8 protein-coding genes are annotated in these 13,503 nt (G+C 60.6%); 3 read left to right on the forward strand and 5 right to left on the reverse strand.

Annotated elements, in window-relative coordinates; genetic code table 11:
- Positions 1 to 113: 113 nt before the first annotated feature.
- Genes KYE_RS13965 through KYE_RS13980 form a run of 4 tightly spaced genes read right to left on the reverse strand, consistent with a single transcriptional unit; the run spans position 114 to position 6,818 of the window.
- Positions 114 to 1,268, reverse strand: coding sequence for a Wadjet anti-phage system protein JetD domain-containing protein (locus KYE_RS13965; protein WP_008174485.1), 1,155 nt, complete (start codon positions 1,266 to 1,268; stop codon positions 114 to 116).
- Positions 1,252 to 4,575 (reverse strand): ATP-binding protein, encoded by a 3,324-nt coding sequence (locus tag KYE_RS13970; protein WP_008174487.1) that lies wholly within the window; start codon positions 4,573 to 4,575, stop codon positions 1,252 to 1,254. The genes KYE_RS13965 and KYE_RS13970 overlap by 17 nt, the downstream gene beginning before the upstream one ends.
- The gene (locus tag KYE_RS13975; RefSeq protein WP_008174489.1) at positions 4,572 to 5,315 is read right to left on the reverse strand and encodes a DUF4194 domain-containing protein; all 744 of its coding nucleotides are present in this window, start codon (positions 5,313 to 5,315) and stop codon (positions 4,572 to 4,574) included. Before KYE_RS13975 ends, KYE_RS13970 begins: the two co-directional genes overlap by 4 nt.
- 6 nt (positions 5,316 to 5,321) lie before the next feature.
- Positions 5,322 to 6,818, reverse strand: coding sequence for a DUF3375 domain-containing protein (locus KYE_RS13980; protein WP_008174491.1), 1,497 nt, complete (start codon positions 6,816 to 6,818; stop codon positions 5,322 to 5,324).
- Between the two features lie 245 nt (positions 6,819 to 7,063).
- Between KYE_RS13980 and KYE_RS13985 the strand changes: the two genes are divergently transcribed.
- On the forward strand, positions 7,064 to 7,570 hold the full coding sequence (locus KYE_RS13985) for a hypothetical protein (protein ID WP_008174494.1): 507 nt from the start codon (positions 7,064 to 7,066) through the stop codon (positions 7,568 to 7,570).
- Between the two features lie 64 nt (positions 7,571 to 7,634).
- On the opposite strand, the gene KYE_RS13990 is transcribed toward KYE_RS13985, so the two are convergent.
- Entirely contained in the window at positions 7,635 to 8,618 is a 984-nt protein-coding gene (locus KYE_RS13990) for a ribose-phosphate diphosphokinase (RefSeq protein WP_008174496.1), read from the reverse strand.
- Between the two features lie 212 nt (positions 8,619 to 8,830).
- Between KYE_RS13990 and KYE_RS13995 the strand changes: the two genes are divergently transcribed.
- Together KYE_RS13995 and fdhF are read left to right on the forward strand one after the other, a co-directional pair.
- Entirely contained in the window at positions 8,831 to 10,546 is a 1,716-nt protein-coding gene (locus tag KYE_RS13995) for an NAD(P)H-dependent oxidoreductase subunit E (RefSeq protein ID WP_008174497.1), read from the forward strand.
- Between the two features lie 11 nt (positions 10,547 to 10,557).
- Entirely contained in the window at positions 10,558 to 13,449 is a 2,892-nt protein-coding gene (fdhF, locus tag KYE_RS14000) for a formate dehydrogenase subunit alpha (protein WP_008174499.1), read from the forward strand.
- Positions 13,450 to 13,503: the final 54 nt, after the last annotated feature.

Consider the following 13,503-nt stretch of genomic DNA (forward strand, 5'->3'; position numbering starts at 1 on the left):
TTAGTGTACACCGATAGGTTTCTGGCTTGCAATTCAACGCCGAAGAATCGTTAAAACCTGATACATGTGAGCACTGCGCAAGATCTTGAGCGCGTTGGACTATTTTGTTGATGTTATTCTGCGGAGCGATCGACCCAGTCGCCAATGGCCCTATGAACAACACAGACCGGCAGAAACTCTTGCTCCAGCCGGCCCTGGTCTGCCTGTCTCAGACGTTGGTAAAGCTTAGCCTCGCTTCCGGTCAATCCTGGCGGAGTGATCGAGGGGGCAGGCTGTGGTTCTTCAACACCACTTGCGTCGGCGAACGTGTCGAAGGTAATCCTGTCCATCAGCAGTGGTGTGAGAAGCGGGAGGTGTTTCCGGGCGCTGGCCAGCATGGTCAGCCCCCAGGTATCGATGTCGCCCCAATAGGCGGTCGCCCGATCTTTCAGCCATGTTGCGTTGAGCCAGGACAGGTTCAGGCCCGACCCAAGTACCGAGACCGTACCGGAGACCCTGGGCAACTGGTGAAGGCAGCGTTCGTTTTCAACCAGTATCAACCGTTCGCCAGGTAAAGGCGTGCTTTGGAGTTCGTGGGCCCGGACCCGCATTTGCGTGAAGGGCAACAACGAGCCATCAAGGTCGGCGACCAGTAACCAGTGGTGGCCGTCGTCTTCAGCGCCCAGAAAGGCTTCCAGCCCGGTTTCGCTGGCCTGGCCGTCGAACAGAATGTCCAGCATCAGCGTTACAAGCTGGCGGTTGCGCTCGAAGAACTTGCTGTCGGTGCCGGCAATAGACAGTGCCCTGAGGGGTTTTCCTTCGGCGCAGCCTGGCTGGAGCTGAAGGGCAACCTTGCCGCTGCGAATAACGTCGCTTTCCGGCTTATCCATGACCAGGCTGCGCCGGCGTATGATCAGTGAGTGAAATCGCGGGTCCAGAACAGAGGCGAGACGGCTGAGTGTGTCGTATTCCCGCCTGACTTCACTGCTGCCTGCGGCCTGCACCCACTGGCTGGGAGTGTCCAGTGTCCAGTGGGTGGGAATGTCGATGGCTTCGCTGGTGCTCTTGAAGCGGACCAGCTGCCACTGGACCTGCCCGGTGGTGACCTCCCGCCATTGCCGCAGGTGTTCTCGTACCTGTGTGACCTTCTCCCGTACCGTCGCGCCCGTGGGCTTGCCGATGGGGAGGGTTAATGGCCAGCCCTGAGGCCGGAGCAGGCGCTGTTCGCGCAGGTCCGCGTTCTGCCATTGGCGGGCCAGGCGGCTTGCCAGTTCAGCCGGGGATTTCATGGGCTTTCCGGGTCATTTTCTCCGCGTGGGCCTCCAGTTCTTCCCAGCTCAGTGAGGTAAGGGTGGCCCGCAGGTCCTTGCGGTGAACCAGGATGGCAGAGCTGGTGTGGGCCCGTAGCAGTCGCATCTCTTTGTTGGGCGTGACGAACAGTGGGTGCAGGCCAAACTCGTTGAGAGCCGAGATGATGCGGCCGGCTACGGCGTGGGAGCTCTTGGAGAAGGCCTCGTCCAGCACGATGGTTCCGAACAGTGGCTGGGTGGCGCCGTCCGGACAAAGCGCATAGCTCAGGGAGGCGGTAAGAATGTAGCTGGCGATGATTTCCTTTTCGCCGCCGCTGCCCCCCTGGGAGCCGGTGCGAGTCTCGATCACCGAGCCGGACTCGCGTTCCAGCACCGAAACTTCGAACTGCAGCCGGTAGCGCGGGTCCAGCAGAGCCCGGGCACCCACGGTGCGCTTGTTGTCTGCCGCGTCCCGCAGCAAGGCCACCATGTTTTGCAGAGCCTTGAAATGGCTTTCGCCCTGGTCGCCTTTCAGGGCATCCGCCCGCAGCTGCCGTTGTGCGCGCTCCAACCTGCGGAGGGATTCATGGGTAACCCGGCGGGGCTCCAGGCGCAGGTAGCGGCCAGGCTGGAAGTCGACCCGCCGCAGTGTGGCGTTCAGATCGGCGATACGTTCTTCAATGATGGCCACCTGGTTCTGTATGTGAGCCAGCAGTTGGGTCACGCCCTGATCCGACGACTGGTTCAGATAGCTGAGGAATCGCTCCAGCTTTTGGGGAAGGGCTTCTTCCTCCAGTACCCGCAGGCGTTCCAGGTATTCCGGAATGTCCTGGATATTACTGCCGGTTTCAATCAGCGCCCCGGTATCAATGGTGAGCGCCTTTTCCATCAGTTGGGTCAGGCTGAGTTCAAAACTCTGGATCTGTTTGCCCAGCTTCCCAATGACTTTGTCCAGTTGCTCTCGCTGGTCCCGCTCCAGGGCTTCCAGTCGTTCGTACTGGTCCGCTTTCGGGGTGCGGAAGTGTCTGGTTGCCAGGCTTTGCTGGTCGTCTGTGAGGCCATCGCCAAGCCGGTCCAGCAGTTCTGTGCAGCGGTCCGTGGCCTGGTTGCGCTTTTCTTTCAGCAGGGCGAGGGCGGTTTCCTGGTTCGACAGCTGTTGTCGGCCTTCTTCTAGTTGCTGGCGAACCGCTTCAAATTCCCCCCGTGCTTTTTCCACATCCGAGTCCGGAGCGGTCAGTGCTTCCAGCCGGCTTTGCAGGGCATCGAGTTCACGTTGTGCGCTGGGCAGGTTGATGGTGCTGAACTCGGTTTCGCCCAGGAGTTCGTAAAGCCTTATCTGATCATTTGTGTCCCTGAGATTACGGCGGGCTGATTCGAGTTGCCGCCCCAGAGCGTCCGCTTTCTTACGGGTTTCGCTCAGTTCGTTGTTGAGCGCGGAGAGACGGTCACGGTTGTTGAAGCCGGTCATCCAGCCCTTGTCGAGCCGCTGATTGTCCCGTTTTTCAAAATAGCCCTTCTTGCCGGACATCAGGCCCTGTTGGGTCATGCCATGGGGTGTCTGGCGCAGGGTTTCGGGAGAGTCCACGCAGTGTCGGTCGATTTCGGCCAACAATTGTTTCAGGGCTTCCCGGTGAGGATGGTCCTTGAAGTTCAGCTTGCGGGTGAAGCCATCCTTCATGAACTGTGCCGTGGCCTGGGGTGCCTGGGCTTCCAGCAGTCGCACATGAAGGCGGTTGTCACGGCTGTTGACCCTGTCCAGGGCCGATTGCATGGCGGCCGGTGGCACGAGCAGGCGCAGGCGGTGCCCGCCGATAGCCCGTTCAATGGCGCCACGCCAGTCACGTTCTTCGGCTTTGACTTCCACCAGTTCTGCCACGAACGGCAGAATGCTTTCGTCCAGGTTCAGGTCCTGGGCCAGTTCGCTGCGGAATTCCTGGTAACGTCCGTCGATGTTGGACCCGGGCCGGGCCTTGATGCGGTCGATTTCTTCGGTGATTTCCGTCAGGGTTTCATTGAGCTTACCGTGACGAAAACGCAGGTCGAGCAGGAATTCGTCCTGAGTGTCCGCAAGTTCGGACAGTTCGGCCAGCTTTGACTCACCGAGCTGGCGGTTCCGGGCCAGTGCTTCGGAGCTCAGTGTGCTGTCCAGGTCAAGCTTGCCGGTCAGGGTCTGGTAGTCCCTGGCGTGTCGGCCCCGTTCTCCTACCCAGCGCTTCTGTTGGGAGATCTGCTCCTTTAGCTGCTCTATGCTGGCACCACCGGCCTGCAGGTATATGTCTTTCAGGGTATCGGCTTTGCTGTTGAGTTGCTTAACATTGCTGCTCAATGACTCGAGGGTTTCTCTGCCCTTATCAAGCTGGCGTTCCAGGTCCTGTTTGCGGGTGCTCCACAGCTCGTAGCCGGTTTGTGCGAACCAGATCGGCAGGATGTCTTTCAATAACAGCTGCTGGTCAAGCTCTCTGGTGGCACTCTGGTGCTTTTCGTAGGTTTCCGCTATGGGTAGCAGCGACTGGTGTTGTTTTCGGGCGGTTTCCAGTTCGCTGTGGATCGCGGCCAGGTCGTCAAACTCACTGGCCACCTCTGCCGCCCGGTCGAACGCCGAGTGGTCATCCAGCACCAGTTCCCGGAAGATTTCGTCGATGCTGTTGAGCTGCTTCAGGCCCGCGGCGCGGTTGAGCAGAGTGAAGGCATTTTCCCCCACTTCAAAAAATCGCCGTACTTGGGCCAGGTAGGCTTTCTTACTGTCGTTGGCCTGTAAGCCTGGGTTATCCCCGGCGTGTTGCTTGAGCTCCCGGGCGCCACCCTCGTGGTGAATGGCCAGCCAGTTGTCCAGACTCTGGTCATCCCTTTCTGAAAACAGCCATAGGCGTTTCAGGTCGCTGGCGGCAGAGCTGCTGCCGTCGATCCAGAACAGCGCCCCGATGCGAATAGCGTTGTTACCGTTGGAGAAGCGGGCGCTCACGGCTGTTACGGTTTTACCAGCGCGTGCGATATGGCTGTTGTCGCCGGTATTGTTACCGGCACCGGATACGCCCCGAATATAGGAAATCAGGTCACGGTCGCTTTCATGGCCGCCAGTGGAGGCCAGGTTGTACCGGGGCTGGTGAGTCAACAGGGTCATCAACGCGTCCACCAGCGTGGTCTTGCCGCTGCCGGTGGGGCCGATAATGGCGGTGCCTTTCGGGTCGATCTCCGCGCAGTGCCGTCCACCGAAGGGCCCCCAGTTATACAGGTCCAGGTGGGTCAGGATATAGGCCGTGGGCGGCAGGATGTCAGCGGCAAAGAGGTCGGTCTGGGGCAGGCTCATACATCCTCTCCGTCAGCGTCTTGCGGGGCGGACTGGCCGGCCATTTGTCGGAAATGGTGGAGCAGGTTCTGCAGATTTTCCGGGTTCGCCAGGTGGGTGATGATAGGGCGAACGACCACCTGGTCGTTGGCGTCGATGTCCGAGACAATGCCGTGGCTCTTGAGGTTGTCCAGCAGGCTGCGCAGGCGTTTCTGGTCGCGGGTGTCGCTGCCGGTGTCGCCCAGGTACAGCTGCAGTTGGGGCAGTAGCTCATCCAGTTCCACAGTGGCTTCGCCGGCACCGAGACCGGTTTCCTGTTCGTGGGCGATAAAGTGCTGGCGTAGTATGGCCACCAGCAGGGACTGTTCCATGGTCAGACGCTGGCGGCGCACCAGGGGGTGGGACCACTCGTCGTCGTTTTCTTGGCCTTCGCTGAAGAGCCGGTCTGACACGACAAGGAAAGCCAGTCCACGTACGTCGTCCACTTTCAGGCGCAGGTCGAACGGTTCCAGGATCTGGTTGATCGCAGCGGTCTGGGTGGTGGCAACCTGGTAGAGGTTGGGCTTACGGTCTGCTTCCAGCAACCCGTATTTCAGCAGCTCCTGGGCGGTGGCTTTCACATTGCCGGGCGTGTAGTGGCTGGCCTCCGTCAGAGGCGTTTGCTGATCGACATGGGCCAGTGCCTCTGATGTCTGTTGCGGCTCGTCCCGGCCTTGTTGGTCGTCTGCCTGGCTTGTCAGGCGGTCAAAATAGTCAGACATGCGGGTTTACAGCTCCCAGTCGATGGCTTCTGCGTCTTGTCGGGTTAGCGCCAGTTGCGGCACGTGGAAGCGCAGCCGGTGTCCGTTGCTGTCGGTAATATCCACGGCTTCCCGGTCGTCGGTGATTTCCACCTCCGCCTCACGGGACATGGCCAGCCACAGGGCAATGGTTTCCAGGTCGTGAGTGGGCGGCAGGTGAGCCGCCAGGTCGCCGATGCTCATGGGGCGGTCGGTGACTTTCAGCAGTTCCACGGTTTCCTGGTACAGGGCTTCCCGGTCAAGACCGTCAAATGCCCGCCAGAACTCTTCGTCGACGTCGTCGAGGTTGACGCCCTGATCGGTCAACTCGAGGCCTTGTGCCTGCTCTTCAGTGGCGGACTTGAATCTGAGCCGCTCAACCAGCGGCAGGCTGGAAACCGCCACGGCAATTGGCGGCAGAGGCGTGTCGCCTTTGCGGACCTTGTGGCTGGACCAGTCGATGTTAAGTGCGGTGTTCAGTATACCATTGAGCAGTTCGCCGACTCTGTGGTTCTCGGCGGCCAGCCCGGTTTTCAGGAACCCTTTGACGTCTTTTTCGCTGCGGGCCCGGGCGCGGATGACAGCAGCGGACTCCTGTATCAGCCGGATCACGAGCCAGCGCAACTCATCCTGTTGCTGTCGGGACAGGGCGTGGCGGGTTGCCGGATTCTTCAGGATGGTACGCAACCGGTGTTTCATGTTGTCCAGCTCGATGGAACGGCTAAGTTGCTCACTGAAGTTGTGGAATACCTTGCCCTCGGCGGTTTCCAGCAGGGTGTCGTGGCCGTCCAGCAAGCGGTCAACGATTTCGCCACGGTGATGCTGTTCGCTGACGATGGATTGGCGTAACTGACGGTCTGCGTCCCGATAGGAGTCCTCCACCCGGCGAAAGTCCGCTCGCAGACTGGTGGCAAGATTGTAGACTTCGCGGATGCCTTCTGCGGCTTCGGCCCCCTCCAGCACCTTGAATCGACCGGCTTCCACGTCGGCCAGTTCGTGCTCCAGGTCTCTTATTTTGCGGCGTATATGGTCCGCACGGCTTTGGGCATTCGGGTTCAGACGGGTTTCCAGGTTTTCAATTTCCCGCTGTACCGTGGCGAGGCGAGAGGCGGTGGACGTCATGATCTTTTCATCGAGGCCCTCAACAAAGGCCAGGGCTTTTTGCAGGGCATCGGTGGCCATCAGCCGGCCGTCCCGTTCCACTATCAGCCCTTTGCGAATCCAGGAACGTAGTTCTTTCCTGGCATCGGCTGCCGGGTCGTCGGGGGACAGCTTCAGGTCGTCGCTGTTGGCGTGTTCACGCAGGATATCCGTCAGCATTTGCTGGGCATCCTCGAACAGGATTTCTTCCCGGTTTGTTTCCATCAGTGCCTGCAGGCAACTAAGTACCAGGGGCCCGCGGGTGGCAGACAGAAGCTTCCAGGCCGGATGCTGGTGACGGGCCACCAGGTAGGAGCGGGTTCTCAGGTGGGTTTGTTCGTCCATCGGCAGTGTGCTTTTATCTGGTATCTGGATAACGGGTGGCAGCAAACAGGGCCTGATAATGGCATTTATATGGCGTTCATAATAGTACCGGTGTGATAGCGACCGTAACAACTTAATACCCATCAGACCACCACAGGGGCGGTTTCACCAGAGCGCTTTGTTATCCGGTGCCACCTTTATTCTCCAGGCCGACACCAGGCCGCCCTTGTCATTATCCACCCGGGTCACATACTCTGCTAGAGTCTGTGATTGAGGCAGGTGGTGAGCTGAGGTTGGGCACGGAGGGCATTCCCGTCGACTGGCTGGTGGTCATGCATCGCCTGCCAGAGACTGCGATGCTGGAAAAACAGATCAAGTCCTCAGCCGTGGAATACCAGCGCGTCACGGCGGCGGCCGACTTGCTTGCCCGTTTTTATCTGGATGCCGCAAGCGTCCGGCTCTCGGGGAACCAGTACCTGGAGCGCTTGCGGGAGGGCATCGACGATCACTACCAACAGTTGATTGATTACTCCCTTCCGGAGGACAGGGTCAAACGGGTCCGTGACCAGCAAATGACACTGATTGAAAAACACTCGGCGGTCTTTGCGGATCGCGCAAAGGCCGGCATCCTCGTTGAGGCCCATGGTGATTTGCGGCCGGAGCATGTCTGCCTGACCGAGCCACAGAACGGGCCAAGCTGGCGATCTGGCACCTGGACGACGATTTCCGCGAGAGGCGCGGGCCATGGCGGCAAAAAGCGCTGGATTACCTGAACATAGCCTCCGATTTCGACAAAGGTGCTGGCGGCTGAAGCGATGGCGCCCAAGAAACCCGGATTCAGGACTCCAGATCTGTCACATCCCTGCCTTCATGCAAGGCAGCGATGGTATCGGCTATGCCGGCAGTAATATCCACCAGCTCAACCTTGGTCTTCAGTGATTTGGACGGCAGTGACGGAGTGACCGTATTGCCGAGAATCACCCGGGACAATGCCGGCGAAGACAGTTTTTCCCCGGTATCCTGAGTGAACACAGCGTGCGTGGCGATGGCGATCACGTCCTCCGCGCCCTGGTCTTTGAACGCTTCCGCAGCCCGCTGCATGGTGCCTCCTCCTGCGATCAGGTCGTCCAGGATCAGCACGGTGCGGTTGCGGATATCGCCAACCACGGCAGAACCGCTCATTTCGCCCTGGCTGCGATGCTTCTCCATAAATGCGCTGCCGACGGGGCGCTCCAGCCGATTCGCCAATGACTCGCGGAACAGTTCCGCACGCTTTACGCCCCCTATATCCGGGGACGCTACGGTGATTTCCCTGTCCCCGAGTTCCGGCAGGAGGTAGTCGATGAACGCTTCTCTGGCGCTCAGATGCACTGTCGGGCAGCGAAAGGCATTTTCGAAAGCGGCGCGGTTGTGAACGTCCACGGTCACCATGGTGTCGATCGTCACAGCCTCGAAGAGCTGGGCGACATAGCGGGTGGTGACAGGATCATGGGGCTTGGTTCTCCTGTCCTTGCGGGAGTAACAAAGGTAGGGCGCCACGACATTGATTCGGCCGGCGCCAGCGTCCCGAAGACTGGCCAGTAAAAACAGCAGACGCACGAGCTTGTCGTTGGTGCTGAGGCCATCGCTGCTGTTGAGGGACTGGACCACGAATACATCCCGGTTGCGAACCGTCTCCAGCGTGCGGATCTTGTGCTCGCCGTCTTCGAAATCCCGTTCCTCATGTTTGCCCAGGGGTACGCCCAGGTGGGCGGCCACTTGCGAGGCAAAGTCGCTGCCGCAATCAAGACTGAAGAGTGCTATTCGGTCATCCGGTTTCATGGGGCCAGTCCGTTCGCTTTGGCTGAGTGTATCAATTGCTCTTTTAACTCTAGTCAAAATGCGGATAAAGATATACGAGGCCGAGTTTTCGATCTCTTCATCCCGCTTGCCATCGTCTGGCGTAATCCCAGTCTCATATGCTTCAATGATCAGTAACTAGTCAAGTCAGCTAACAAGGCTGTCTTTGATACCTCGGCGCCTGGTCAACAACAATGAGCACAGACGATAAGATGGTCAAACGCCGGCGCTCTGCTCTACGTGGCCGTCAACTGGAACCGGCGGTACTGTCGGAGCTGCGGGACCTGATCGGTGACGAACGTGTCGATTCGTCATTGCGAGACCGCGATCGCCTTATCGAGCACCTGCATGTACTGCAGGACGCTAACGGCTACCTCTCCATGCCCCGTCTGCGGGCCCTTGCGTCTTTCATGAACCTGCCCATGGCCGCCGTTTATGAAACGGCCACGTTCTACGCCCACTTCGACATTGTTCACGACGAACAAACGCCGCCACCGGCAATCACCCTGAGGGTCTGCGATTCGCTCTCTTGCCAATTGGCGGGTGCAAGCGCATTGCACAAGGCACTGGCGGATGGAGCTGACCCGAGCCAGGTGCGTGTGGTCCACGCACCCTGCATGGGGCGCTGCGATACAGCACCTGTGGTGGCCGTGGGGCACCATCATGTGGGCAACGCGACTGCCGAAACCGTTGGCGCCGCAGTCGAACAACAGCAGCTGCAACCTGACGAGATCCAGTGGCAAAAGCTGGCGGATTATCGCTCCGCGGGTGGTTACCAGTTGCTGAAGGATTGCCGCGAGGGCCGGGTTACCGTTGAGTCCCTTGCGGAAGAACTTGAGCAGGCCGGCTTGCGGGGCCTCGGCGGCGCGGGTTTCCCCACCTATCGCAAATGGCAGGCCGTGCGAGCCGAACCCGGGCCACGTTACGCGGTAATTAACGCAGACGAGGGAGAGCCTGGCACGTTCAAGGATCGCTATTACCTCGAACGTGAACCCCATGGATTCCTGGAGGGCGCCCTGGTCAGTGCCTGGGCGGTTGAGGCTCAGGCTCTCTATATCTACCTTCGGGACGAGTATTCCGGCCTCCTCGTTGTGTTGAGAGACGCCGTTGCTGAATTGGAAGCTGCCGGCATTGTAGAACCGGGCTTTGTGATCCTGCGCCGCGGTGCCGGTGCCTATATCTGCGGCGAAGAATCCGCCCTGATCGAGTCGCTGGAAGGCAAACCCGGCAAGCCACGCCATCGCCCGCCTTTTGTGGCCCAGAAAGGCCTGTTTGGTCAGCCCACCCTGGTCAACAACGTCGAGACGGTTTACTGGATCCCCCGCATTCACGCCCAGGGGGCCGAGTGGTATGCGAGCCAGGGGCGCCATGTTCGTAGAGGGCTTCGAAGCTTTTCGGTCTCCGGCCGGGTGGCTCGCCCCGGCGTTCATGTGGCGCCTGCGGGCATCACGCTTAATGAGCTGATTGAGGAATACTGCGGTGGCATGGCCAAAGGTCATCGCCTTCTGGCCTATCTGCCTGGCGGCGCTTCCGGCGGTATACTGCCGGCCAGCAAGGCCGATATTCCGCTGGATTTCGACACGCTTCAGGAGCACGGCTGCTTCATCGGTTCTGCCGCCGTGATTGTTCTGTCTGATCAGGACGATCTGCAAGCCGCGGCCGCGAACCTTCTGGGCTTCTTTGCGGACGAATCCTGCGGGCAGTGCACGCCCTGCCGTGCGGGTACTGAAAAAATGCTGACGCTGCTTGAGCGGGATACCTGGGATGAACAGACGCTAAAGCAACTGGCCGCCGTGATGGCTGATGCGTCCATCTGTGGCCTTGGCCAGGCCGCTCCCAATCCGGTGCTGAGCCTGCTGCGGGATTTCCGCAGCGAACTGGCCAGCCAAAACCTGATCGCCAAAGGGTAGGGAAGGCAGCCATGAGCGAATCGAAAAAAGCCATGAGTGATTCCAGCACAAGTTTTACCCTCACCCTCGATAACGTCGAGGTTCAGGCCTACCCCGGCGAAACCCTTTGGCAGGTCGCCAAGCGGGCCGGAGAAACCATTCCGCACCTGTGCTTCAAAGACGCGCCGGGCTACCGTGCAGATGGCAACTGCCGGGCCTGCATGGTGGAAGTGGAAGGCGAGCGGGTGCTTGCAGCAAGCTGCATTCGGGAGGCCGCGCCCGGCATGGTTGTGCGAAGCGCTGGCTCTTCGCGTGTTGAGGCAGCCCGCAAAGGGGTTCTGGAATTACTGCTGGCTGATCAGCCCGAGCGAGAGAGCAGTCCCGATCGGTCCAGCCATTTGTGGGACACGGCGGACCAGCTGGCCATCGATGCCGCTGCCGTGCGCCAGCGCCTGCCGGCACGTTCAGACCGGGACGAGCCTACGGTGCATCATATTGAACCCCGTTCTGATTCACTGCCACACTCCGGCGGCCACGACGCTACCCATTCGGCCATGAACGTGAATCTGGACGCCTGCATCACCTGCGGTTTGTGCGAGCGGGCCTGTCGGGAAGTGCAGGGCAACGATGTCATCGGACTGGCGCATCGCGGTGCCGCTTCCAAGATCGTATTTGATTTCGATGATCCCATGGGCGACAGCACCTGCGTTGCCTGCGGCGAATGCGTGCAGGCCTGCCCGACGGGCGCGCTCATGCCCGCCACCCTGATGGATGCCCAGGGCCGCGGAGACTCCGCCACGGCCGACCGCACGGTGGATTCCGTTTGCCCCTATTGTGGCGTGGGCTGCCAACTGACCTATCACGTGAAAGACGAGCCTGCGAGTGCCCAGTCTGGAGCGGGCGAGCAGCGAGGGCGTATTCTCTTTGTGGAGGGTAAAGACGGCCCCTCCAACCAGGGCAGGCTCTGCGTGAAAGGCCGCTTCGGGTTTGATTATCCGTCTCACCCGGCGCGGCTCACTCGCCCCCTGATTCGCCGGGAGGGCGTCCCCAAAGGGCTCGATCCCAATTTTGATCCGGCCAACCCGTTAACGCATTTTCGAGAGGCCAGCTGGGAAGAGGCGCTGGATCTTGCGGCAAACGGACTGACCCAACTTAAAACACAGCACGGACCGGATGCGCTCGCCGGCTTCGGCAGCGCCAAGTGCTCCAACGAAGAAGCCTGGCTGTTCCAGAAGCTGGTGCGCACCGGTTTCGGCTCCAACCATGTGGACCATTGCACCCGGCTTTGCCACGCCAGCTCCGTCGCGGCGCTGATGGAGTGCCTGGGGTCCGGGGCCGTAACCGCCTCCTTCATGCAGGCGCTCCAGGCAGACGTGGTGATTCTGACCGGCTGCAACCCGGCGGTGAATCACCCGGTCGCCGCTACCTACTTCAAGCAGGCAGCACGCAACGGCACCAAACTGATCATCATTGATCCCCGGGGCCAGTCGCTGGACGCCTATGCCTGGCGCAGCGTGCGTTTCTCGCCCGGTGGCGACGTATCGCTCTTCAACGCCATGCTCAATGTGATCATCAGCGAAGGGCTTTTCGACAAGAACTACATCGATACCCATACCGAAGGCTTCGAGGCGCTAGCGGCAAGTATCGAAGGCATGACCCCGGAAGTGATGAGCCCCGTATGCGGCGTCGATCCCGACACGATTCGGGAAGTGGCCCGTGCCTACGCGCAGGCCGAAAACGCGATTATCTTCTGGGGCATGGGCATTTCCCAGCATGTGCACGGTACCGACAACGCCCGCTGCCTGATTTCCCTGGCGCTGACGTGCGGCCATACCGGCCGGCCCGGCACCGGTCTGCACCCCCTGCGGGGGCAGAACAACGTGCAGGGCGCCTCCGATGCCGGCTTGATCCCCATGGTACTGCCAGACTACCAGCCCGTTGGGGATGCCCAGTTGCGCGCCGCCTTCGAAGAGCTATGGAACACCGAACTGGACCCGGAGCCGGGGCTCACCGTGGTGGAGATTATGGATGCCATCAAGGCGGGCACCATCAAGGGCATGTACATCCTCGGTGAAAACCCTGCGATGTCCGATCCGGATCTCACCCACGCACGGGCCGCGCTGGGCGCCCTGGAGCACCTCGTGGTTCAGGATCTGTTCGTCACCGAGACGGCCCAGTTTGCCGATGTGATACTGCCGGCAGCGGCCTGGTCAGAAAAATCCGGCACCGTCACCAACACCAACCGGCAGGTGCAAATGGGCCGGGCTGCGCTGGCGCCCCCAGGTGAAGCAAAAGCGGACTGGTGGATTATCCAGGAAATCGCCCGGCGTTTCGGGTTGGCCTGGAACTACAACGGCCCCGAGCAAGTGTTTGCCGAGATGAAGCAGGGCATGCACTCACTGGATCATATCTCCTGGTCCCGGTTGGAGCGGGAAGGGTCTGTGACCTACCCGTGCCGGGCCGACGACGCGCCGGGCGATGATGTGGTCTTCGCCGATGCGTTTCCCAGATCCGGGGGCAAAGCCAAGTTCTCTCCGGCCAGCCCCCTGCCACCCGACGAGCCAGTGGATGAGGCCTATCCCACGGTGCTGACCACCGGGCGTTTGCTGGAGCACTGGCACACGGGCGCCATGACTCGCAGAAGCCGGGTACTGGATGAGCGCGAACCCGAAGCGGCGGCATTCCTGGCGCCATCAGAACTGGAGCGCCTGGGCGTTGCCTCTGGAGAGGACATCCATATCGCCACCCGGCGCGGCACCATCACCCTGACGGCGCGGGCCGATCAGACCATGCCAGAGGGCATGGTGTTCGTCCCCTTCGCCTTTGTGGAGGCGGCAGCGAACGTGCTCACCAACCCGGCCCTGGACCCATTCGGGAAGATCCCCGAATTCAAGTATGCGGCCTGCAAATTGAGCCCGGCGTAGCTTCCCAGGCAAACAGATTCCTCCAGAACGACGCTCATTGTCGCATCGCGTCTG

This window comes from Marinobacter manganoxydans MnI7-9, assembly GCF_000235625.1.
GTDB lineage: Bacteria > Pseudomonadota > Gammaproteobacteria > Pseudomonadales > Oleiphilaceae > Marinobacter > Marinobacter manganoxydans.